The following is a 22,226-nucleotide window of genomic DNA, read 5'->3' as shown; positions in this document are numbered from 1 at the left end:
GGCAAGGTCAGCGGCGCAGGCTGGTCGTCACGTAATTGCAAGACAGATCGCGCGATGACAACGACCAAGACCATGAGGCGGGATTGAAGACCATGCCCTTGCGGTCGACTGGATCGAGTCCCGCCGTCCGGAGGAGGGCGTAAAGCTCGTCGGGGGTGATGAACTTGGACCAGTCATGCGTGCCCTTTGGCAGCCAGCGCATCACCCATTCGGCACCGATGATCGCCATGACGAAACTTTTCGGATTGCGGTTCAGGGTCGAGCATACCATCAGCCCGCCCGGTTTCAGAAGGTCGTGGCAGGCGGTCAGATAGGCCTGCGGGTCCGAGACGTGTTCGACCACTTCCATATTCAACACCACGTCGAAGCGTTCCTCTGCTGCGGCAAGGTCTTCGGCAGTCGTATGGCGGTAGTCGATGGTCAGGCCCGACTGTTCGGCATGAAGCTGCGCCACGGGGATGTTGCGCGGAGCGGCATCCGCTCCGACCACGGTGGCACCAAGGCGGGCCATCGGTTCGGAAAGCAGACCGCCACCGCAACCGATATCCAAGATGCGTAGGCCCTTGAACGGGTCGGGGCGGGTAAGGTCGCGGTCGAACTCGGCCGCGATCTGGCGCGTGATATAGTCGAGCCTGCAAGGGTTTAGCATGTGCAGCGGCTTGAATTTGCCGTTCGGGTTCCACCACTCGGCGGCCATGGCTTCGAACTTGGCGACTTCGGTCGGGTCGATGGTTGTCTGGGTCGTCATGCTGTCACCTTTCGCAGGCCTTGGTCCTTGGCCCTTGGCGGGTTATATAGGGCAATGATGGATCACAGATCAGGCCAAAAGCGCGCAGTCGAATTTTTATACCCGCCGATCGACCCGTTCGATCAGCGGGTGATCGACATGGGGGACGGGCACCGCATTTATGTCGAGCAATGTGGCAATCCGCAGGGGATTCCTGTGGTCGTTTTGCATGGCGGGCCGGGGGGCGGGTGTAGCCCGGCGATGCGGCGGTATTTCGATCCGGCGGTCTATCGCGTGGTGCTTTTCGACCAGCGGGGCTGCGGGCGGTCGCGGCCGCATGCGAGTGTGATCCAGAATACGTCGTGGCATCTGGTCGCAGATATCGAGGTTATCCGGCAGACTTTGGGCATCGACCGCTGGATCTTGTTCGGCGGAAGTTGGGGCGCGACGCTGGCGTTGATCTATGCGATCACCCATCCGGCGCGGGTGACGAACCTTGTGCTGCGCGGCGTTTTTCTGATGACTCGCAAGGAGTTGGACTGGTTCTATGGCGGCGGGGCGGGGCAGTTCTTTCCCGAGCTTTGGGCGCGGTTTGCCAATGCGATTCCTTCGGATGAACGTCAGGATCTGATTGCGGCCTATCACCGGCGGCTGTTTTCCGGCAACCTGATGGAAGAGACCAAGTTCGGCCGGATCTGGGCCAATTGGGAGAACGCGCTGGCCTCGATCCAGAACGACGGGATGATGGGCGAAAGCCCCGGTGAATATGCCCGCGCCTTTGCGCGGTTGGAAAACCACTACTTCCAGAACGGCGGTTTTCTTGAGGAAGACGGCTGGATCTTGCGGGAAAAGAAGCGGATTTTGCATCTTCCGGCGGTGATCGTGCAGGGGCGATACGACATGATCTGCCCACCGCAAGCCGCGTGGAAGCTGGCGCAGGGCTGGGACAGTTGCGCGCTTCGTATCGTGCCGATGGCGGGGCATGCACTGTCCGAGGCCGGAATCAGCGAGGCCTTGGTGCGGGTCATGGACGGGCTGCGCGACGGGGTGGCCTGAATGCACAAGCTGTGCACACCCTATGCAGACTTTTGAATCGCCGCGTTAGGGAAGCGGTGATCTTTCATCTTGCGCTTGCACAAGCGTCGGGTCGGGCGTATATCGCCCCTAACAGCGGAGTCGGGGTCCAAACCTGACGCCAAAGATCCACGCGAGCGGGCCGCTGTGCCCGCTTTTTTCTTTTCTGCATCCTGCACTCTGAAAGCTGCCATGTCCGATCTGATCGCCAAGACCGCCATCGACCGTCGCCTTGCCGACATCGTCGGCCCCGTCATCGAGGGGCTGGGGTTCGAATTGGTCCGCATCCGCCTGATGGGTGGACGCACGCGCATTTTGCAGATCATGGCAGACCGTCCCGATGGCGGGATCGAGGTCGATGACTGCGGCAAGATCTCGACCGCCGTTTCCGCCGTGCTCGACGTGGAAGACCCGATCGAGGACAATTACGTTCTGGAAGTCTCGTCGCCCGGCATCGACCGGCCGCTGACGCGGCTGAAGGATTTCGACATGTGGGTGGACTATGAAGCCCGCATCGAGACGACCGAGCTGATCGACGGCCGCCGCCGCTTCAAAGGGGTGCTGCAAGGCACCGAGGGCGACGAGGTGCTGATCGAGATCGACGAGGCCGGCAATCCGCTGACCATCGGGTTGAAATTCGAATGGCTGTCGGATGCCAAGCTGATCCTGACCGACGAGCTGATCGCCGAGATGCTGCGCCAGCGCAAGGCTGCGGGGATCATCGACGAAAGCCAGTTCGACGAGATTGAAGAAACCGAAGGCGACGAGGACGACGAAGACGCGTCCGACACGCCCGAGACCAGACACTAACCTCCGGGAGGCCCTTGATGGCGATTACTTCTGCGAACCAGTTGGAACTTCTGCAAACCGCCGAGGCGGTCGCGCGGGAGAAAATGATCGACCCGGAGCTTGTGATCCAGGCGATGGAAGAGTCCCTCGCCCGTGCGGCAAAGTCGCGCTACGGGGCCGAGTTGGACATCCGCGTCAAGATCGACCGCAAGACCGGCCGTGCTACGTTCGCGCGCATCCGTACGGTTGTGGAGGACGACGCCGTCGAGAGCCATCACGCACAACTGACGCTGAAGCAGGCGAAATCCTATCTGGCTGACCCGCAGATCGGCGACGAGGTGATCGACGAGGTTCCGCCCGTCGAACTGGGCCGCATCGCCGCGCAATCGGCCAAGCAGGTGATCCTGCAAAAGGTGCGCGAAGCCGAGCGTGACCGCCAGTATGAAGAATTCCGTGACCGCAAGGGCACGATCATCAACGGTGTCGTCAAGCGCGAGGAATACGGCAATATCATCGTCGATATCGGCCGTGGCGAAGGCATCCTGCGCCGCAACGAGAAGATCGGCCGCGAAAGCTATCGCCCGAACGACCGTATCCGCTGCTTCATCAAGGACGTGCGCCGCGAGCCGCGCGGTCCGCAGGTTTTCCTGTCGCGGACCGACCCGATGTTCATGGCCGAACTGTTCAAGATGGAAGTGCCCGAGATTTATGACGGCATCATCGAGATCAAGGCCGTTGCCCGCGATCCGGGATCGCGCGCCAAGATCGCCGTGATTTCCTATGACAATTCGATCGACCCTGTCGGCGCTTGCGTCGGTATGCGCGGCAGCCGCGTGCAGGCCGTGGTGAACGAGTTGCAGGGCGAAAAGATCGACATCATTCCGTGGAATCAGGATCAGGCGACGTTCCTTGTGAACGCGCTTCAGCCTGCCGAAGTGTCGAAGGTCGTCATCGACGAAGAAGCCGGCAAGATCGAGGTCGTGGTGCCGGACGAGCAGCTTTCGCTCGCCATCGGGCGTCGTGGCCAGAACGTGCGTCTGGCAAGCCAGTTGACAGGTCTGGATATCGACATCCTGACGGAAGCCGAGGAAAGCCAGCGCCGTCAGGCCGAGTTCGCCGAGCGGACCAAGCTGTTCATGGACACGCTGGATATCGACGAGATGATGGCGCAGTTGCTGGTTTCGGAAGGGTTCACCAATCTGGAAGAAGTGGCTTACGTCGAAACGGACGAATTGCTGTCGATCGACGGCTTCGACGAGGCGACCGCTGGCGAATTGCAGGCCCGTGCCCGCGATTACATCGAAGAGCAGGCTCGCAAGGCGCTGGAAAATGCCCGTGCCTTGGGTGTCGAGGACAGCCTTATTGAATTCGAGGGCCTGACACCCCAGATGGTGGAAGCGCTGGCGAATGACGGCATCAAGACGCTGGAAGATTTCGCGACCTGCGCCGACTGGGAACTGGCCGGTGGCTGGACGACCGAAAACGGGCAGCGCAAAAAGGACGAGGGCGTTCTCGAGAAGTTCGAGATGAGCCTCGAGGAAGCGCAAACGCTGATCATGACGGCGCGGGTGATGCTGGGTTGGGTCGATCCGACCGAGCTTGCCGGTGCTGCCGAGGCAGACGTCGAAGAAGAGGAGGCCGAGGCCTGAGGCCTCGGACTTGGCCGCAGTGACGCGGGGCGGACGGGAAACGGATCAGGACGAGGCGGAGCGTAAATGCATCGTCTCGGGTATCAGCCAGCCGAAGGGCGGGTTGATCAGGTTTTGCGTAAGCCCCGATGGCGAGGTGGTGCCCGATGTGCTGGGCCGGTTGCCGGGCCGCGGGTTTTACGTGATGGCGGATCGTGCCGCGATCGAGAAGGCTGCGACGAAGGGGCTGTTTGCCCGTGCCGCGCGGCAACCGGTGAAGGTGCCCGAGGGGCTGGCCGACCTGATCGAGGGTCAGCTGGCGCGGCGGGTGGTTGATCTGGTGTCTATGTCACGCAAGGCGGGATCGGCTGTGACAGGCTATGAAAAGGTCAAGGACTGGCTGGTGAAGGAAAAGGCGCGAATCCTGATTCAGGCCAGTGACGGGTCGGAACGCGGAAACGCGAAACTGCGCCCTCCGGCAGGCGAGAAAACGTTGATTCGTTGCCTGAACGCGGGGGAATTGGGTTTGGCATTCGGGCGCGAACGTGCGATACACGCCGCGCTTGCGGCTGGTGGACTCACGACGCGTGTTGTAGAGGAAGCGGCAAGGCTTGCGGGAATCCGCGGGCTGATCGGCGGCGAGACCGCCGGAGAGGATACGAAGACGGCATGAGCGATACTGACGGCAAGAAACCCCTCGGCCTGGGTGGTGGTGCTCCGCGTTCGGGGCAGGTGAAGCAGAGCTTCAGCCATGGCAGGACGAAAAGCGTCGTGGTCGAGACCAAGCGCAAACGCGTTGTGGTCCCGGCAAAGCCCGGCGCGACCGGTGCTGCGACGCCCGGGGCGAACCCGCATCTGGGCGACCCGTCCAAGCGTCCGGCTGGCATTTCCGATGCGGAGATGGAGCGCCGTCTGGCGGCCTTGAAGGCTGCCAAGGCACGTGAAGCGGAAGATAACGCCAAGCGGGCCGAGGATGAAAAGCTGCGGGGCGAAGATCGCGCCCGCCGCCGCGAAGAGATCGAAGCCAAAGAGCGCGAAGAGCGTGCCCGTCTGGAAGCCCTGCGGCTGAAGGCGGAAGAAGAGGAAGCGGCCCGCAAGGCCGAGGCCGAAGCGCGCATCGCTGCCGCAGCGGCCCGAAAGGCCGATGTTCTTGGCACGAGCCGCAGGCAGCCCGCCGCGCCGGCATCGGCCGACAAGCCGCTCGATCGTGGTGACGGGCCTGCGCCTGCGCCAGCTCCGGGTGAGGCTGCGGTTCCGCGGACGCGCAATCTGGCGCCTGCGCTGGCTCCGCGCAAATCGGAACGCGAGCGGGACGAGCGGGCGACCGACCGTGACCGCGCCAAGACCAAAGGCGACGAAGGCCGCCGCGCGGGCAAGCTGACGCTGTCGGATGCGACATCAGACGAGGGCGGACGCCAGCGGTCGCTTGCGGCGATGAAGCGCAAGCAGGAAAAGGCACGGCAAAAGGCGCTGGGTCTGGGACAGAAATCGGAAAAGCAGGTGCGCGACGTGCAGCTGCCCGAAACGATTGTCGTCTCGGAACTGGCCAACCGTATGGCCGAGCGGGCTGCGGATGTGGTCAAATCGCTCATGAAAATGGGCATGATGGTCACGATGAACCAAGCTATCGACGCCGATACGGCGGAACTGGTGATCGAGGAATTCGGCCACAAGGCAGTGCGCGTTTCGGATGCCGACGTGGAACAGGCCATCGAGACGGTCGGCAACGACCGCGACGAGGACATGATCACCCGCCCGCCGATCGTGACGATCATGGGGCACGTCGACCACGGCAAGACCTCGCTGCTCGATGCGATCCGCAAGGCGAACGTGGTGTCGGGCGAAGCCGGTGGCATCACCCAGCATATCGGCGCCTATCAGGTGACGACCGAAAACGGGGCCGTGATCTCGTTCCTCGACACCCCCGGCCACGCGGCGTTTACGTCGATGCGGTCGCGCGGGGCTGCGGTGACGGATATCGTCATTCTGGTCGTTGCGGCTGATGATGCGGTGATGCCGCAGACCATCGAGGCGATTGCCCATGCGAAAGCGGCGAAGGTTCCGCTGATCGTGGCGATCAACAAGATGGACAAGCACGGTGCCGACCCGACCAAGGTTCGGACCGACCTGTTGCAACACAACATCGTCGTCGAAGCGATGTCGGGCGATGTGCAGGACGTGGAAGTGTCGGCCAAGACCGGCATGGGTCTGGACAATCTGCTGGAAGCAATCGCGCTTCAGGCGGAAATTCTGGAACTGAAGGCCAACCCCAAGCGGGCGGCGCAGGGTGCCGTGATCGAAGCCAAGCTCGACGTGGGCCGTGGTCCGGTTGCGACGGTGCTGGTGCAGAACGGCACGCTGCGTAAGGGCGACATCTTTGTCGTCGGCGAGCAGTGGGGCAAGGTGCGTGCGCTGATCAACGACAAGGGCGAGACGGTGATGGAAGCCGGTCCGTCGGTTCCGGTCGAGGTTCTGGGCCTGAACGGCACGCCGCAAGCCGGTGACGTGCTGAACGTGGTCGAGACCGAAGCGCAGGCGCGCGAGATCGCGGATTACCGCGAGAAGGCCGCCAAGGACAAACGCGCCGCAGCCGGTGCCGCGACCACGCTGGAACAGCTTATGGCCAAGGCCAAGGCCGACAAGTCGGTTTCGGAACTGCCGGTTCTGGTCAAGGCCGATGTGCAGGGTTCTGCCGAAGCCATCGTGCAGGCCCTCGAAAAGGTCGGCAACGACGAGGTGCGCGTGCGTATCCTGCATTCGGGCGTGGGTGCGATCACCGATACCGACGTGGGTCTGGCGGAAGCCAGCGGCGCGCCGATCATCGGGTTCAACGTGCGGGCCAATGCGTCCGCCCGTAACAGCGCCCATCAGAAAGGTGTCGAGATCCGCTATTACTCGATCATCTACGATCTGGTGGATGACATCAAGAAAGCGGCCTCGGGCTTGTTGAAAGCCGAAGTGCGCGAGACGTTTATCGGTTACGCGCAGATCAAGGAAGTGTTCAAGGTTACGGGCGTTGGCATGGTTGCCGGTTGCATCGTCACCGAAGGCGTTGCCCGCCGGTCGGCCGGTGTGCGTCTGCTGCGCGACAACGTGGTGATCCACGAGGGCACGCTGAAGACGCTGAAACGCTACAAGGACGAAGTCAAAGAAGTGCAGTCCGGTCAGGAATGCGGCATGGCGTTCGAGCGTTACGAAGACATCCGCCAAGGCGATGTCATCGAAATCTTCGAGCGCGAGGAAGTGCAGCGCACGCTGGCCTGATCCGGGGCCTGACAGAATGGAAAAGGCCGCGCTGATTGCGCGGCCTTTTTCGTAGGGTGTGCGCTTTGCGCGCACCGTCCGTGGCGGCAGGGGTGCGCGCCAAGCGCGCACCCTACGCTGTCAGGAGGCGCGGACTTGTGCGACCGGATGGCCGACGAATGTGTTCTGGTCGACGCGCACGACGAGTTTGCCATCGGTAAGTTGCTTGACCACGATGCCTTGGATGGACACGCAGCTTCCCACGGTGATTGTTCTGAGCATGCCGGACTCCCCCCAGAATTGGCGTTTGCTGGTAAAAGCTAGATCAGCGGTTCAGACTTGCCAACACAAATCTGTCGCAATCAGAGCCAATCACGCAAGATTGGTATCAGCGGAAGGTCGGCGGGCGGCATGGGATAGTCGCGCAGCGCGTTGGGGCGCACCCATGCGAGGTTTTGCCCCTCGGCCCCGTGGGGGGTGCCTTGCCAGCGGCGACAGGCAAAGAGCGGCATGAGAAGGTGGAAAGTCTCGTAGGTATGCGAGGCGAAGGTTAGCGGCGCGAGGCAGCTTTGCCATGTGTCGATGCCGAGTTCTTCGTGCAGTTCGCGGATCAGGGCGGCTTCGGGGGTTTCGCCCGGTTCGACCTTGCCGCCGGGAAATTCCCACAGGCCCGCGAGGGATTTGCCCTCGGGGCGTTGGGCGAGAAGCACGCGGCCATCGGCATCGATCAGGGCCACGGCAGAGACGAGGACGGTTTTCATTGCGCGGTGCCTGTTGAAAAGCCGGGGGGTTTCACACCCCCCGGACCCCCCGTGGGATATTTGAGGACAGAAAATGCGGGAAGAGTCAGGAGCGGTAATCGGCGTTGATCTCGATGTAGCGGTTGGTCAGGTCGCAGGTCCAGACCGAGCGTTTGGCGCGGCCGAGGCCGAGGTCGACCGCGATGACGAGTTCGTCTTGCAGCATGTAGGTCGCGCCGTCTTCTTCGCGGTACTTCGGGTTACGCCAGCCATTCTGCGCGACGAGGATATCGCCGAAGCGGATCGACAGGCGGTCGCGATCGGCGGTGGCGCCGGATTTGCCGATGGCGGCGACGATGCGGCCCCAGTTCGGATCTTGGCCTGCGATGGCGGTTTTCACGAGGGGGAGTTGGCGATGGAGAAGGCGACGCGCGCGGCGTCTGCGTCCGACTCGGCCCCCGTGACGCGGATTTCGACGAGTTTTGTGGCACCTTCGCCGTCGCGGATGACCTGGAGGGCAAGGTCGCGCATGACGCCGTGAAGCGCGGTCTCGAAGGCTTTGAGGGTCGCGCCCTTGGGTTCGGCGGCGGCGGATTGGCCAGTGGCGCTAAGGATCAGCGTGTCGGAGGTGGAGGTGTCGCTGTCGACGGTGATGGAATTGAAGGTGGCGTCGACGTTGCGCGACAGGAGTTTTTGCAGGGCGGGTTGCGGCAGTTTGGCGTCGGTGAAGATGTAGACGAGCATGGTGGCCATGTCGGGGGCGATCATGCCCGAGCCTTTGGCGATGCCTGCGATGTGGATCGGGCCGCCGATCCCTTGCACGGTGGCGGCGGCGCCCTTGGGGAAGGTGTCGGTGGTCATCATCGCCTGGGCGGCCATGTCGATGGCATCATCGCGCAGGTCGGCGACGAGGTCGGGGATTTTGGCGGTGATGCGGTCGTAGGGGAGGGGTTCGCCGATCACGCCGGTCGAGGAGGAGAAGACGCGGGTGACGGGGATGTTCAGCGCGTCCGCGACGCCTTGGGTGACGGCGGCAACGGCTTCGTCTCCCGCTTTGCCGGTGAAGGCGTTGGAGTTGCCGGAGTTGACGATGATGGCCGCACCTGCGCCTGCGGGCACTTTGGCTTCCAGTTTGGCCTGACAGTCGCGCACGCAGCCCGAGCGGGTGGATGAGCGGGTGAAGGCGCCTGCCACGGTGGTGCCGGGGGCGAGGCGGATCAGCATCACGTCCTTGCGGTTCTGGTAGCGCACGCCTGCCTCGACCGCTGCGAATTCGACGCCGGCGATGCGGGGCAGGGACGGAAAGCCGCCCTTGGGGGCGAGGGGCGACACGGGTTTTGCCGCTTTGGTCTGTCCGGTTTGGTCGGGGAGGCGGGATTTGAGGCCCTTGACCTTTTTCCTGAGCGCTTTTGCTTCGGATTTCCAATCGGTCTTGGCCATGGCCCGCCCCCCTGTTTTGTCAGATCACTTGTCGAAGAGAGTTGCGTCACGCATCAGGGCGGGGTCAAGCCCTTCGCCGGGCTTTTCGATCTTGGCCTCGGCGGTCAGCTTTTCGATATGGGCGGCGACGGCCTTTTGTTCGAGTTCGGCTTGCAACTCTTGCGTGACGGCTTCCAAGGTCGGCTTGGCGGCGACGCGGGTTTCGTTCAGCTTGATGATGTGCCAGCCGAAATCGGATTTGACGGGGGCGGAGACTTCGCCGGCTTTCAGTGCGACGACCGCATCCTCGAAGGGTTTGACCATCATGCCGGTGCCGAACCAGCCGAGATCGCCACCGTTGACGGCCGATCCGGTGTCGGAGGAATTGGCTTTGGCGAGTTCGGCAAAATCGGCGCCGCCGTCGATCTGGGCCTTGAGTTCCTTGGCCTTTGCCTCGTCTGCGACGAGGATGTGAGCGGCGGAATATTCGGTCGCGTCGGGGGCTGCGGTGTATTTCGCGTCATAGGCGGCTTGCAGGGCTTCGGGGGTGACGGCGGTTTTTACCACCGCTTCCAGTGCTTTGCCTGCCATGTAACCGCGGGCGTCGGTTTCCAGCCAAAGCTCGTCGCGCTTCGATTTGGTGTCGGCGACCGATTGCTCGAGGGCCATTTGCTGGACTGCCTGATCGATCAGGCCCTTGAACAGCACGTCATCGGGAAGCTGCTGATATTGGGCGGGAAGCTTTTCACGCAGGACGATCAATTCGCCCAAGGTGATGGCTTCGCCGTTTACGGTGGCGACGACGGTGTCGGCCGTGGGGGCATCCTGCGCTGCAAGCGGCAGGGACGCGACTAGTGCGAGCGTAAGGCCCGCCCAAAAACCGGTATGTTTCGCCATCTCACCTTCTCCTGATCGTGCCGCGGGCTTGCGCGGCGTTGACTAAGCCCGGCCTGTCCCTTATTTCGCGAGGGTCGCGTGCGGCGGGTCCGGCCGGGTCCACCCGGTCCTTCTAGGCAAGGCATCGGGGGCGGGCAAGGCCGGAGCGCCACACGTTCATGTCAGCAACGACCAAGCGGAGAAAACATGCTGGGTCTCGGAACGCTCGCGCGGAAGGTCTTTGGCACGCCCAATGACCGCAAGGTAAAGTCGGTTCGTCCGATCGTGGCACGGATCAACGCGCTGGAGCCGGAGTTCGCGGCGCTGAGCGACGATGGTATCAAGGCCAAGACGGCCGAGTTCAAGGCGCGGGTTGAAAAGGGCGAAAGCCTTGACGACCTGTTGCCCGAAGCCTTTGCCAACTGCCGCGAGGCGGCGAAGCGGGCGCTTGGCCTGCGTGCCTTCGACGTGCAGCTGAAGGCGGGAATATTCCTGCATCAGGGCAACATCGCCGAGATGAAGACGGGCGAGGGCAAGACGCTGATGGCGACCTTCCCGGTCTATCTGAACGCTTTGGCGGGCAAGGGCGTGCATGTCGTCACGGTGAACGACTATCTGGCCAAGCGCGATGCCGACTGGATGGGCAAGGTTTACGCCGCCTTGGGAATGACCTGCGGGGTGGTCTATCCCTATCAGGGCGAGGCCGAGAAGCGCGCGGCTTACCGTTGCGATATCACCTATGCCACCAACAACGAGTTGGGTTTCGACTACCTGCGCGACAACATGAAATCGACCATCGAAGACATGGCGCAGCGCGGGCATTACTATGCCATCGTCGACGAGGTCGACTCTATCCTGATCGACGAGGCGCGGACGCCGCTGATCATCTCGGGGCCGTCGACAGACCGCAGCGAGCTTTACATGAAGGTCGACGGGCTGATCCCGCAGCTTGGGCCAGAACATTTCAGCTTGGATGAAAAGACCCGCAACGTCACCTATACCGAGGATGGCAACGAGCTGATCGAACAGATCCTGTCGGCGTCGGGCCTGCTGCCCGAGGGGCAATCGCTTTACGACCCGGAAAGCACCACCTTGGTGCATCACATGACGCAGGCGCTAAAGGCGCATAAGCTGTTCCACCGTGACCAGCATTATATCGTGCGCGACGGCGAGGTGATGCTGATCGACGAATTTACGGGGCGCATGATGAAGGGTCGCCGCCTGTCGGACGGCTTGCATCAGGCGATCGAAGCAAAGGAGCAGGTGCAGATCCAGCCCGAGAACGTGACGCTGGCGCAGGTGACGTTTCAGAACTATTTCCGGCTTTACGACAAGCTGGCCGGCATGACCGGAACCGCGCAGACCGAAGCCGAGGAATTCGCCGAAATCTACAAGCTTGGCGTCGTCGAGGTTCCGACCAACCGCTCCGTGGCGCGTGTGGACGAGGATGACAAGGTTTACCGCACTGCGCGCGAGAAATACGAAGGCGTGGTGGCCAGCATCAAGGAAGCCCATGCCAAGGGGCAGCCGCTTCTGGTGGGCACGACGAGCATCGAGAAATCGGAACATCTGTCCAAGCTGCTGACCGATGCGGGCGTGCCGCATAACGTGCTGAACGCGCGGCATCACGAGCAGGAAGCCAAGATCGTTTCCGAAGCGGGCAAGCTGGGCGCGGTGACGATTGCCACCAACATGGCCGGACGCGGGACCGACATCCAGCTTGGCGGCAACGTCGAGATGAAGGTGCTGGAGGCGATCGCCGCCGATCCGCATCTGCACCCCGACGAGGTGCGCGCCAAGATCGAAGCGGAACATGCCGACGAAAAGGCCGCCGTCGTCGCGGTAGGCGGTCTGTTCGTGCTGGCGACAGAGCGGCACGAAAGCCGCCGCATCGACAACCAGTTGCGCGGCCGTTCGGGCCGTCAGGGCGACCCGGGACGGTCGAGTTTCTTCCTGTCGCTGGAAGATGACCTGATGCGGATCTTCGGGTCGGAACGGCTGGATGCCGTGCTGTCGAAGCTGGGCATGAAGGAAGGCGAGGCGATCATCCACCCGTGGGTGAACAAATCTCTGGAACGCGCGCAGGCCAAAGTGGAAGGCCGAAACTTCGACATCCGCAAGCAATTGCTGAAGTTCGACGATGTGATGAACGACCAGCGCAAGGCGATTTTCGCCCAGCGGCTGGATATCATGCAGGCCGAGGATATCGGCGAGATCGCCGCCGACATGCGCTTGCAGGTGATCGAGGATGTGGTCGATTTCTACATGCCGCCGAAAACCTATTCCGACCAGTGGGACGGGCCGGGGCTGAAGAAGGCGGTGATGGAAAAGCTGAACCTCGATCTGCCGATCACCGATTGGGTGGCGGAAGAAGGTGTGGATCAGGAAGCGATGCGGGACCGGATCGTCGCGCAGTCGGATGCCATGATGGCCGAAAAGCTGGCCGGTTTCGGGCCCGAGACGATGCGGAACATCGAAAAGCAGGTGCTGTTGCAGACCATCGACGGCAAGTGGCGCGAGCATCTGTTGACGCTGGAGCATCTGCGTTCGGTCGTGGGCTTCCGCGGTTATGCCCAGCGTGATCCGCTGGCGGAATACAAGACCGAAGGGTTCGCGCTGTTCGAATCGATGCTGAACGGGCTGCGGCAGGATGTGACGCAGAAGCTGTCGCAGATCCGCCCGATGACGCAGGCCGAGCAGGATGCGATGATGGCGCAGATCGTGGCGCAGCAGCGGGCGGCGGCTCCGGCTCCCGTGGTTGTGGCTGCCGAGGCACCCGCTGCGGCAGATGTCGCTCCGGCTCCGGCAGCGCGTTTGGCAGGGTTCGACGAGGCGGACCCTGCAACATGGGGCAACCCGTCGCGCAACGATCCCTGCCCTTGCGGATCGGGTGAACGCTTCAAGCACTGCCACGGACAGACGGCGGTCTGATCGCGGCCTGAATGACATGACCCCCGTGGCGCAGGCTGCGGGGGTTTTTTCATGCGCCGATGCCTTGGATGTGCCGCAGAGCGGCCATGAGGCAGGCGCGTTCCGGTGGCACAGTCTGCGCGGAACGTCTTTAGCGAGGGCAGCGGCATGGACCGCAAGCGTATGATTGCATTGGGCTTGGGCGGCGTCGTTCTGGCCATTTCTGCGGGGCAGATGCTTTCGGGTGGTGGGTCTGCGCCGACCGAGCCGAAGGTGGTGGCGCAGGTTGTGCCATTGCGCGTGGCGGCGGGCACACCGGCGCAGGTCTGGCAGGCCCCTGTGGCCGAGATCGCCGAAGCGCAGGCTGAAACGCAGGCCGCATCGATGGCCGATCCTTGCGCCATGAGCCTTGAGGTTTTCGCCGAAGAGGGCGCGATGCTTGGCGTCACGCTGCTTGCGCCCTGTCAGGCCAACGCGCGGGTTGTGCTGCGGCATGGCGGCTTGGCGGTTTCGATGCAGACGCTTGCAACGGGGTCGCTTTTTGCGACACTGCCTGCGCTGGATATCGCGGGTGCGGTCGAGGCTCGGTTCGACGATGGAACGGCGCTGGATGCAGCGGCGGTTGTGCCGGAACTGGCCGGGCTGCGGCGCTTTGCCGTCCAGTGGCAAGAGGCCGACCGCTTTGCCTTGAACGGGTTCGAGGGCAAAGCCGATTACGGCGACGCCGGCCACCGGACTGCCGCGAATGGCGGGGTTCTGGCACTGGGTGATCCGGCATCCAAGCCTGCCTTGCTGGCCGAGGTTTACACCTTTCCCGATCCTGAAACGGCGCGGGTTTCGATCGAGGCCGAAGTATCCGATACGACCTGCGGGCGCGAGCTGCTGGGCGAGACGCTGTTTTCGGCAGGCGGCGCGGTGCAATCGAGTGATCTGACGCTGGCCATGCCCGAATGCGATGCGATGGGTGGTTTTGTGGTCTTGAACAATCCCTTGCCGGACATGACACTCGCCGCCGCCGAATAGCGCGAGGGTTTATGGATTTACGGGGGGGTGGCGCTGCGATTCTGGTCGCTTGCGCCTTTGCAGGTATGGTGCAGGCGCAGGATGTCACCCTGACGGCGCGCGATGGCGGCTTGGCATTGGTCGGCACCTTGCAGGGCTGGGACGGCGAGTTTTACCGCATCGATACGTCATACGGGTTGCTGACCGTCGACGGGCAGGGCGTGCTGTGCGACGGGCCGGCCTGTCCTGACCTGACAGCCCCCAGGGCCGAGGTGCGTATCGTGGGCGAGGCCGAGGCGGGCGCGGCGCTGGTCGCCCCGCTGGTGGCGGCATTCGCGGCATCGCGCGGTTTGGATGTTGTGGCGGACGGGGCGGTGACGCGGCTGGTCGAGCGCGGCAAGCGGCAGGTGCTGGCCGAGGTGTCCTTTGCGCCCGCGCCGCCGGAGGCGGCCTTGGCCGATCTGGCTGCGGGGCGGGCGGAACTGGTGCTTTCGGCGGGGACTGCGCCGGATTTCGGGGCGCGGGTGCTGGCGCTGGATGCGCTGGTGCCGGTGGTGGGCAAGGGCAATCCGGTGGGCAAGATCGCGTCGGTCGATCTGGCGCGGGTGCTGGCGGGCGAGGTGACGAACTGGGCGCAGATTGGCGGGCCGGACATGCCGCTGGTGCTGCACGGGCTAAAGGCGGGCAGCATCGCCGATGCGCTGGCGGGCCGGTTGGGGCGGGCGGTTGCCTTGGGCGAGGCGCATGGCGATCTGGCGGAACTCGCCACGGCGGTCGCGCGCGACCCGTGGGGCATTGCGGTCACCACGCGCAAGGCGGCGGGTAAGGCCAAGGTCATCACCCTGACCGACAGTTGCGGCTTTCCGCTGGTGCCTTCGCCGCTTGCCGTCAAGGCCGAGGATTATCCGCTGACGCTGCCGTTGAACCTGCTGACGCCACGGCGGCGGTTACCGCTGATGGCGCGGGAATTTCTGGAGTTTCTGGCCCTGCCCGAGGCGCAGGCGGCGATTGCGCGGGCGGGTTATGTGGATCGCGGGGTCGAGCGGCAGACGTTGATGGCCGATGGTTTGCGGCTGATGAATGCGATTGCGGGGGCGGGTGAGGAAACCTCGCTTCCCGATCTGAAGCGGTTGGTGGCGGCGATGGACGGGGCGGAACGGGTGTCGCTGACGTTCCGTTTCGAGGACGGGTCTTCGACGCTGGAGGCGGCATCGCAAGAGAACCTGACCGATCTGGCGCGGATGCTGGAGGCGGGGCTGTTCAGGGGCGAGACGCTGGTGCTGGCGGGTTTTTCCGACGGGTCGGGGGCGGCTGCGGCCAATCTGGCGCTGTCTGACGAACGCGCAAAGGCGGTGCGCGATGCGCTGGCGCTGGCTGCGCCCGAGGTGACGCTGCCCGAGGTGCTGGCGTTCGGCGAGGCGATGCCGATGGCCTGCGACGAAACGGCGGCGGGGCGGCGGTTGAACCGGCGGGTGGAATTGTGGGTGCAGCCTGCGCTTACAGGTGGCCTGCTGCGCGGAAACTGACCTCGGCGCTTTTGCCGATGATCAGATGGTCGTGCAGGGTCAGGCCCAATGCGCTGCAGGCGTGGCGGATCTGGTCGGTCATGTCGATGTCGGATTGCGACGGCGTGGGGTCGCCCGAGGGGTGGTTGTGCACGAGGATCAGCGCCGAGGCGTTGAGTTCGAGCGCACGTTTGACCACCTCGCGCGGGTAGACGGGGACGTGGTCGACGGTGCCCTTGGCCTGTTCTTCGTCGGCGATCAGCACGTTCTTGCGATCGAGGAACAGGATGCGGAATTGTTCGGTTTCGCGGTGCGCCATGACGGTGTGGCAATAGTCGAGCAAGGCCGCCCATGACGACAGGACCGGCCGCTGCATCACCCGCGACCGCGCCATGCGCTGCGAGGCGGCCTCGATCAGTTTGAGCTCTAAGATGACGGCTTCGCCCACACCCTTGACCCGCTGCAACTGCGGGATCGGGGCGGCGATGGTGCGGGCAAGATCGCCAAAGGTTTGCAAAAGGAGATGGGCGAGGGGTTTGACATCCTGTCGCGGGATTGCGCGAAACAGGATGAGTTCAAGGAGTTCGTATTCCGCAACCGCATTGGCCCCGCCTTCCATGAAACGCGCCCGCAGGCGTTTGCGGTGATCGGCGATATAGCTGGGCAAGCGGTCGGGCAGGGGGACGGCCGCCGCTTCGTCGGCGTCGGTAAACAGGGGAAGGGAATCGTTGAAACCATGTGCCATGCGTGAAGCGTGGCAGGGGATGGTTGAGGAAAGGTTAACGCCCTGCCGTCTGGTGTGACGGCAGGGGCGTGGTCAGTCGGTTGAGGAAACGCCCTCGGGTTCGCCCACGATCACGAAGCGCAGGTTTTCGGGGCGGAACAGCTCTTTCGCCACGCGGTTGGTGTCTTCGAGCGTGACCGCGTTCACCTTGTCGTTGCGGGTCTTGGGGTAATCGGCGGGCAGGCCGATAAGCTGCATGTTCACCATGATCGTCGCAAGCGGGCCGTTGCCGTCAAACCGCAGGGGGTAGGCGCCGGTCAGATAGGTTTTGGTGGCCTGCAATTCCTCGGCGGTGATGCCCTGTTCGGCCAGCTTTGCCCATTCGGCCTTGATCACCTCGACCGCGTCTTTGACCTTGGCGTTGGGGATGTTGGACTGGCCGGCGAGCAATTCGGCTTGGTCGTAGGCCGAAAGCGAGGTGCCGATGCCATAGGTCAGCCCGCGCTTTTCGCGCACTTCCGACATGAGGCGGGCCGAGAAGCGCGAGCCGCCGAGGATTTCGTTGAGGATGCTGGCGGCGAAGAAATCGGGATGGTCGCGCTTGATGCCCTGTTCGCCCCAAAGCACCACCGATTGCGGGCCGGGGTAGTCGATCACGGTGGTGCCGCCGGTCAGGTTGAACGGGGCGCGACCGGGTAGGGGCGCGCCGGTTTCGGGCAGGGCGCCGAACAGCGTGTCGAGCATCGCGCCCAGATCGGCGGCGGAAATGTCGCCTGCGGCTGCAACGAAGATCCGGTCGCGGGCAATGGTGGCCTGATGGGCGGCGACCAGATCGTCGCGGGTCAGAGATTTTACGCTTTCCTCGGTGCCTTGGGGCGATGTGGCATAGGGGTGGTCGCCAAAGGCCATTGCGTTGAAGGCCTTGCCTGCCATGTCGCCGGGGTCTTTGGCGCTGGAGCGCAGGTTCGATAGCACCTGTCCGCGCACCCGTTCGATGGCGTCGGCGTCAAAGCGTGGGGCGGTGATGGCCTGGCGCAAAAGATCGACCGCCTTGTCGCGGTTTTCGGTCAGGAACTGGGCCGAGACGGCCACGCTGTCGGCATCGGAGGAAAACGAGAAGGACGCCGCCAGACTGTCGCGGGCTTGGGCGAAACCGACCGAGTCCATGTCGCCGGTGCCTTCTTCGATCAGCGCGGTCATCAGGTTGACGGCACCGCGCTTGTCGGGCGACTCGACGCTGCTGCCGCCGCGGAAGCGCACTTCCAGCGCGGTGAAGGGGATGTTCGGGTCTGTGACCAGCCAAGCCTTGATGCCGCCGGGCGAGGTGACTTCCTGAATGTCGACGGCGGCGCGGGCCGGTGCCGCCAAGGCGAGGGCGATTGAAATGACCGAAAGAAATCGCATCATGCTCATTGTCCAGCCTCCTCGGCCATCAGGTAGCCGGTTACCGATTTCTTGCGGTCAAAGACCATCGCGGCCGCGGCTTTCACATCGTCGATGGTGACCGATGACAGGACATCGGGCCATGCCTCGATGTCTGCGACCGTCAGGCCCGTGGTCAACCCTTCGCCGTAGCGTTGGGCGAGACCTTGGCTGTCGTCGCGGGCGTAGATGTCGGCGGCTCTGATTTGCGTCTTGATCCGTTCAAAGGCGGCGGGGTCCGGCCCGTCTGTCAGGAATTGCGCGATGACCTTGTCAACCTCGGCTTCCAGATCGGGAAGCGACACGCCGGGCACGGGGACGGCGAGCAGGTTGAAGGTGGTGTCATCAAGCGAGCTGCCATCATACATCGCCGTGGCATAGGTCGCCTTTGGCGCGTCACCGAATTGCAGGGCTTGCGACAGGACCGAGGTTTGGCCGCTCCCGCCGAGGAGTTCTGCAAGAATGGCCAGCGCGGCTGCGGTTTTCTGGTCGCCGGGGTCACGTTCGGGCGCAAGGTAGCTGCGGGTGAAATAGGGTTCGGAGACCCGTTCGTCGCTGTAGGACAGACGGCGCTCGGCCAGTTGCGGCGGTTCTTGCGGGCGCTGGCGCGGTTGCACGCCGGGTGCGGGCTGGAGGGGGCCGTAGTGCTGTTCGGCCAAGGTCTTGACCTGATCGGGCGTCACGTCGCCTGCCACCACCAATATCGCGTTGTTGGGCGCGTAATGGGCTTTGTAGTAGGCCAGCGCATCCTGACGCGTCAGGGTCTGCATCTCGTGCTTCCAGCCGATGATCGGGATGCCGTAGGGGCTGGAGAGATACTGCGCTGCGCGCATCTGTTCGTTCAGCAGCGCGCCGGGGCTGTTGTCGGTGCGCTGGTTGCGTTCTTCGATGATGACATCACGTTCGGGCAGCACAACTTCGTCGGTCAGTTGCAGGTTCTGCATGCGGTCGGCTTCGAGCTGCATCATCAGGCCCAGACGGTCAGCCGCGACGCGCTGGAAATAGGCGGTGTAATCCCAGCTGGTAAAGGCGTTGTCATTGCCGCCCTGCGCTTCGACCGTGTCGGAAAACTCGCCCGGACCGACGGTTTTCGTGCCCTTGAACATCAGGTGTTCCAGAAAATGCGCGATGCCCGATTTGCCCGCCGGTTCATCGGCTGCGCCTACGCGATACCAGACCATGTGCACCACGACCGGGGCGCGGTGATCTTCGATCACGACGACTTCCAGACCGTTCTTTAGCGTGAAGGTGGTGACATCCTCGGCCCAGACGGGCTGCAATTGCGCGCAAAGCCCGAAAATGGCTGCAACCGCATACCTGACGCTTCTGACCATCGACGCAACCTCCAGTGCTTTGACCGCAAAGGTGCGCCACGGCGCGGGCAGGTTCAACCCGCCCCTACGCGCTTGTGACCGGCGATTACTTCTCGTCCGGTTTGGGCGGCGGGGCCGAAGGCGTGCGGACGCCAGCCTGGCGCCAACGCCACAGCTCGGCCTGCTGGTCGAGCGACATGTCGGCATAGGCTTTGTAATAGACGTTCACGTTGAGCAGACGTTCGAGGATGCGCCCGTTGTTGTCTCTGCGCCATTCGAGGTCTTCGCCCGCAAGTGTCTGGCGGATGTCGGAGGCGATGCCGAAGCGGGCGGCGTAGGATGTCAGGCCACCATCGGAGGCTGGAACCCCGCCTGCGGGGCGCAGCGTGCCGCCGAGTGCCGCAATCGCGTCGGCTTCGGGTGTGGGGTCGGTCAGGTTGGGCCCGCCGGGCGTAGGTTCGGGCAAGGCGGCCAGATCGGTCGGCAATGTAAGAGGCTTGGGCGGCAGGATCGCGAATTCGTCCGGTCCCTGCGAGGTCGACCGTACGTTCATCAGCGACGGGGCCTTGTCGCCCCGGCCGCAGGCCGCAAGCGTCAGCACAGCCGCCATTGCGACCATGAGAACCCCCCGTGCTGCCTGCATTACCGCCTCCGTCGAACCTTGTCGCCCCGTCTTAGCCTATCGTATCCCCCGCGTCACGGGTCTTTCCGCCTTGGCCTGAACACAGGCTATTTGCGGAGCTTTTCCCGCAGCTTGCTGCGCTTGGCCTTGCGGTCGGGGCCTTGGTCGCCGGAAAACAGCACCAGCCCGAAGGCGCCCGCGAAAACTGCGATGTCTGCCACGTTGAACGCATAGGGGTTTTCGAAACCGCAGCAGGACATGTTCAGGAAATCGGCCACTGCGCCGTAGACCACGCGGTCGATCACGTTGCCAAGCGCGCCGCCGATCAGCACGCCAGCCGAGATTTGCGCCCAGCGGGTGGCGCCTTCGCGGCGCACCCAGATCCAGACCCAGGCCGAGATCGCCAGTGACACGGCGATCAGCACCCAGCGCATCACATCGGCATCATGCGCGAAGAGGCCAAAGTTGATGCCACGGTTCCACGCCATGCGGAACGTCAGATAGGGCGGCAGCACGTCGATGCCGCCCCGTTCGATCAGGTTCAGGCCCTGGACGACGGCCAGTTTCGTCGCCTGATCCAGCAGGAAAATTCCGCCTGCAACCAAAGCTGCCAAACGCATGCCCGTTACCCTTTCAATGCCGGAAATGCCGCATTCCGGTGAACACCATCGCCAGCCCTGCCGCATCGGCGGCGGCGATCACCTCGTCGTCGCGCATGCTGCCGCCGGGCTGGATGATCGCCGTGGCGCCGGCTTCGGCGGCTGCAACCAATCCGTCGGCAAAGGGGAAGAAGGCGTCAGAGGCGACGACCGAGCCTTGGGTAAGGGGGGCGGGCAGGCCCAAGGCTTCCGCCATATCTTGCGATTTGCGGGCGGCGATTCGGGTCGAGTCGATCCGGCTCATCTGGCCTGCGCCCACGCCGACGGTCGCGCCGTTTTTGACGTAGATGATGGCATTGGATTTGACATGTTTGGCGACTTTCCACGCGAAAAGCATGTCGGCCATTTCGGCATCGGTCGGGGCGCGCTTGGTCACCACGCGCAGGTCGCGGGTGGAAAGCACGCCAGCATCGCGGTCCTGCACTAGAAAGCCGCCCGCGACCTGCTTGAAGGCCAAGCCTTGCGACCGCGCATCGGGCAGGCCTGCGGTGGTAAGAAGGCGCAGGTTCTTCTTGGCGGCAAAGATGGCGCGCGCTTCGTCACTGGCACCCGGAGCGATCACGACCTCGGTGAAAATCTCGACGATCTTTTCGGCGGTTGCGGCGTCGAGCGGTTGGTTCAGCGCCACGATGCCACCAAAGGCGCTGGTGCGGTCGCAGTCATAGGCGCGCAGGTAGGCTTCGGCCAGCGTCGTGCCCACGGCCACGCCGCAGGGGTTGGCGTGTTTGATGATGGCGCAGGCCGGGGCGTCTCCGGCGAATTCGGCCACCAGTTCAAAGGCGGCGTCGGTGTCGTTGATGTTGTTGTAGGACAGTTCCTTGCCCTGCCACTGCTTTGCAGTCGCCACGCCCTCGCGTTTCGATCCGTCGGTGTAGAAAGCCGCGCCCTGATGCGGGTTTTCGCCGTAGCGCAGCCCTTGGGCGAGTTTTCCGGCAAACGAACGGTGGCGCGGGGTCTTTTCGGCAATCTCGCCCGCAAGCCAGTTCGATACGGCAGTGTCATAGGCGGCGGTCTTGCCGTAAGCGGCAAGCGCCATCTTTTGGCGGAAGGCCATGGTTGTCGCACCGTCATGCGCGGCCAACTGGTCGAGCAGGCCCTGATAATCGGCGGGGTCGGTCAGCACGGTCACGAATTTATGGTTCTTCGATGCGGCGCGGATCATCGCGGGGCCGCCAATATCGATGTTCTCGATGCAGGTGGCGTGGTCGGCGCCTTTGGCCACGGTTTCCTCGAAGGGGTAGAGGTTGACGATCAGAAGGTCGATCGGTTCGATGCCATGCGCGGCCATGGCGAGCAGGTGTTCGTCATCGTCGCGCAGGGCCAGAAGCGCGCCGTGCACGTTGGGGTGCAGGGTCTTGACCCGCCCGTCCATCATTTCGGGAAAGCCGGTCACTTCGGCCACGTCGCGCACTGTCAGGCCCGCCGTCCGCAGCATGCCGCTGGTCCCGCCGGTCGAGATAAGCTCGACCCCGCGCGCCGCAAGCGCCCGTGCCAGATCGAGGAGGCCGCTTTTGTCGGAGACGGAAATCAGCGCGCGGCCAATCGGAACAAGGTTCGGCATCAGTCAGGCCCC

At 63.7% G+C, this 22,226-nt stretch carries 18 protein-coding genes and 1 pseudogene; 8 read left to right on the top strand and 11 right to left on the bottom strand.

The genetic code is table 11. The features are described from left to right. Window positions 1-7: 7 nt before the first annotated feature. Window positions 8-748 (bottom strand): bifunctional 2-polyprenyl-6-hydroxyphenol methylase/3-demethylubiquinol 3-O-methyltransferase UbiG, encoded by a 741-nt coding sequence (ubiG, locus tag HYN69_RS16705; RefSeq protein ID WP_108436739.1) that lies wholly within the window; start codon window positions 746-748, stop codon window positions 8-10. Window positions 749-805: 57 nt separating this feature from the next. On the opposite strand from ubiG, the gene pip reads away from it, so the two are divergent. From pip to infB, 5 genes are all read left to right on the top strand, one after another. After that, window positions 806-1,783: a prolyl aminopeptidase gene (gene pip, locus HYN69_RS16700; protein ID WP_108436738.1), complete on the top strand. Its 978-nt coding sequence runs from the start codon at window positions 806-808 to the stop codon at window positions 1,781-1,783. A 210-nt stretch (window positions 1,784-1,993) separates the two neighbouring features. Next, a complete protein-coding gene (gene rimP / locus HYN69_RS16695) occupies window positions 1,994-2,611 on the top strand; it encodes a ribosome maturation factor RimP (protein ID WP_108436737.1) in 618 nt (205 codons plus the stop codon). Between the two features lie 17 nt (window positions 2,612-2,628). Beyond that, the gene (gene nusA / locus HYN69_RS16690) at window positions 2,629-4,239 is read left to right on the top strand and encodes a transcription termination factor NusA (RefSeq protein WP_108436736.1); all 1,611 of its coding nucleotides are present in this window, start codon (window positions 2,629-2,631) and stop codon (window positions 4,237-4,239) included. A gap of 19 nt (window positions 4,240-4,258) precedes the next feature. Beyond that, on the top strand, window positions 4,259-4,891 hold the full coding sequence (locus HYN69_RS16685) for an RNA-binding protein (protein WP_108437280.1): 633 nt from the start codon (window positions 4,259-4,261) through the stop codon (window positions 4,889-4,891). Continuing rightward, window positions 4,888-7,482 carry a translation initiation factor IF-2 gene (infB, locus tag HYN69_RS16680; protein ID WP_108436735.1) on the top strand — a complete coding sequence of 865 codons (2,595 nt, stop codon included), beginning with the start codon at window positions 4,888-4,890 and terminating at the stop codon, window positions 7,480-7,482. The genes HYN69_RS16685 and infB overlap by 4 nt, the downstream gene beginning before the upstream one ends. Window positions 7,483-7,602: 120 nt before the next feature. Here infB and HYN69_RS21025 read toward each other — a convergent pair whose 3' ends face one another. The 4 genes and pseudogenes from HYN69_RS21025 to HYN69_RS16665 form a co-directional block, all read right to left on the bottom strand. Beyond that, window positions 7,603-7,743 (bottom strand): hypothetical protein, encoded by a 141-nt coding sequence (locus tag HYN69_RS21025; protein WP_174213634.1) that lies wholly within the window; start codon window positions 7,741-7,743, stop codon window positions 7,603-7,605. A gap of 80 nt (window positions 7,744-7,823) precedes the next feature. After that, entirely contained in the window at window positions 7,824-8,222 is a 399-nt protein-coding gene (locus tag HYN69_RS16675) for a (deoxy)nucleoside triphosphate pyrophosphohydrolase (protein WP_108436734.1), read from the bottom strand. Window positions 8,223-8,307: 85 nt separating this feature from the next. Continuing rightward, window positions 8,308-9,641 (bottom strand): annotated as a pseudogene (argJ, locus tag HYN69_RS16670) (bifunctional glutamate N-acetyltransferase/amino-acid acetyltransferase ArgJ). A 24-nt stretch (window positions 9,642-9,665) separates the two neighbouring features. Further along, entirely contained in the window at window positions 9,666-10,517 is an 852-nt protein-coding gene (locus HYN69_RS16665; RefSeq protein ID WP_108436733.1) for a foldase protein PrsA, read from the bottom strand. Between the two features lie 186 nt (window positions 10,518-10,703). Between HYN69_RS16665 and secA the strand changes: the two genes are divergently transcribed. From secA to HYN69_RS21760, 3 genes are all read left to right on the top strand, one after another. Next, window positions 10,704-13,427 carry a preprotein translocase subunit SecA gene (gene secA, locus HYN69_RS16660; protein WP_108436732.1) on the top strand — a complete coding sequence of 908 codons (2,724 nt, stop codon included), beginning with the start codon at window positions 10,704-10,706 and terminating at the stop codon, window positions 13,425-13,427. A 147-nt stretch (window positions 13,428-13,574) separates the two neighbouring features. Continuing rightward, window positions 13,575-14,429, top strand: a complete 855-nt coding sequence (locus HYN69_RS16655; protein WP_159082509.1) for a hypothetical protein — start codon at window positions 13,575-13,577, stop codon at window positions 14,427-14,429. An 11-nt stretch (window positions 14,430-14,440) separates the two neighbouring features. After that, complete coding sequence (locus tag HYN69_RS21760; RefSeq protein WP_108436730.1) at window positions 14,441-15,934, top strand: OmpA family protein; 1,494 nt, start codon at window positions 14,441-14,443, stop codon at window positions 15,932-15,934. Here the strand turns inward: HYN69_RS21760 and radC are convergent. The 6 genes from radC to purH form a co-directional block, all read right to left on the bottom strand. After that, window positions 15,906-16,658: a RadC family protein gene (gene radC, locus HYN69_RS16645; RefSeq protein WP_108436729.1), complete on the bottom strand. Its 753-nt coding sequence runs from the start codon at window positions 16,656-16,658 to the stop codon at window positions 15,906-15,908. The genes HYN69_RS21760 and radC overlap by 29 nt on opposite strands. A gap of 72 nt (window positions 16,659-16,730) precedes the next feature. Then, window positions 16,731-18,041: a M16 family metallopeptidase gene (locus HYN69_RS16640; protein ID WP_407925261.1), complete on the bottom strand. Its 1,311-nt coding sequence runs from the start codon at window positions 18,039-18,041 to the stop codon at window positions 16,731-16,733. Between the two features lie 5 nt (window positions 18,042-18,046). Beyond that, window positions 18,047-19,393, bottom strand: a complete 1,347-nt coding sequence (locus HYN69_RS16635) for a M16 family metallopeptidase (RefSeq protein WP_108437279.1) — start codon at window positions 19,391-19,393, stop codon at window positions 18,047-18,049. An 85-nt stretch (window positions 19,394-19,478) separates the two neighbouring features. After that, a complete protein-coding gene (locus tag HYN69_RS16630) occupies window positions 19,479-20,015 on the bottom strand; it encodes a DUF3035 domain-containing protein (protein WP_108436727.1) in 537 nt (178 codons plus the stop codon). Window positions 20,016-20,101: 86 nt separating this feature from the next. Then, window positions 20,102-20,614 (bottom strand): signal peptidase II, encoded by a 513-nt coding sequence (lspA, locus tag HYN69_RS16625; protein ID WP_108436726.1) that lies wholly within the window; start codon window positions 20,612-20,614, stop codon window positions 20,102-20,104. A gap of 13 nt (window positions 20,615-20,627) precedes the next feature. Continuing rightward, window positions 20,628-22,214, bottom strand: a complete 1,587-nt coding sequence (purH, locus tag HYN69_RS16620) for a bifunctional phosphoribosylaminoimidazolecarboxamide formyltransferase/IMP cyclohydrolase (RefSeq protein WP_108436725.1) — start codon at window positions 22,212-22,214, stop codon at window positions 20,628-20,630. Window positions 22,215-22,226 lie beyond the last annotated feature (12 nt).

It is taken from the genome of Gemmobacter aquarius, from assembly GCF_003060865.1.
Taxonomy (GTDB): Bacteria; Pseudomonadota; Alphaproteobacteria; order Rhodobacterales; family Rhodobacteraceae; genus Paragemmobacter; species Paragemmobacter aquarius.
The sequence above is the reverse complement of the archived record's forward strand: the minus strand, read 5'-3'. Positions and strand labels throughout refer to the sequence as shown.

Coding starts and splice junctions, on each gene's coding strand:
- ubiG (WP_108436739.1), bottom strand. CDS start 748: ATGACGACCCAGACAACCATCGACCCGACCGAAGTCGCCAAGTTCGAA.
- pip (WP_108436738.1), top strand. CDS start 806: ATGGATCACAGATCAGGCCAAAAGCGCGCAGTCGAATTTTTATACCCG.
- rimP (WP_108436737.1), top strand. CDS start 1,994: ATGTCCGATCTGATCGCCAAGACCGCCATCGACCGTCGCCTTGCCGAC.
- nusA (WP_108436736.1), top strand. CDS start 2,629: ATGGCGATTACTTCTGCGAACCAGTTGGAACTTCTGCAAACCGCCGAG.
- infB (WP_108436735.1), top strand. CDS start 4,888: ATGAGCGATACTGACGGCAAGAAACCCCTCGGCCTGGGTGGTGGTGCT.
- HYN69_RS21025 (WP_174213634.1), bottom strand. CDS start 7,743: ATGCTCAGAACAATCACCGTGGGAAGCTGCGTGTCCATCCAAGGCATC.
- HYN69_RS16675 (WP_108436734.1), bottom strand. CDS start 8,222: ATGAAAACCGTCCTCGTCTCTGCCGTGGCCCTGATCGATGCCGATGGC.
- HYN69_RS16665 (WP_108436733.1), bottom strand. CDS start 10,517: ATGGCGAAACATACCGGTTTTTGGGCGGGCCTTACGCTCGCACTAGTC.
- secA (WP_108436732.1), top strand. CDS start 10,704: ATGCTGGGTCTCGGAACGCTCGCGCGGAAGGTCTTTGGCACGCCCAAT.
- HYN69_RS16655 (WP_159082509.1), top strand. CDS start 13,575: ATGGACCGCAAGCGTATGATTGCATTGGGCTTGGGCGGCGTCGTTCTG.
- HYN69_RS21760 (WP_108436730.1), top strand. CDS start 14,441: ATGGATTTACGGGGGGGTGGCGCTGCGATTCTGGTCGCTTGCGCCTTT.
- radC (WP_108436729.1), bottom strand. CDS start 16,658: ATGGCACATGGTTTCAACGATTCCCTTCCCCTGTTTACCGACGCCGAC.
- HYN69_RS16640 (WP_407925261.1), bottom strand. CDS start 18,041: ATGCGATTTCTTTCGGTCATTTCAATCGCCCTCGCCTTGGCGGCACCG.
- HYN69_RS16635 (WP_108437279.1), bottom strand. CDS start 19,393: ATGGTCAGAAGCGTCAGGTATGCGGTTGCAGCCATTTTCGGGCTTTGC.
- HYN69_RS16630 (WP_108436727.1), bottom strand. CDS start 20,015: ATGCAGGCAGCACGGGGGGTTCTCATGGTCGCAATGGCGGCTGTGCTG.
- lspA (WP_108436726.1), bottom strand. CDS start 20,614: ATGCGTTTGGCAGCTTTGGTTGCAGGCGGAATTTTCCTGCTGGATCAG.
- purH (WP_108436725.1), bottom strand. CDS start 22,214: ATGCCGAACCTTGTTCCGATTGGCCGCGCGCTGATTTCCGTCTCCGAC.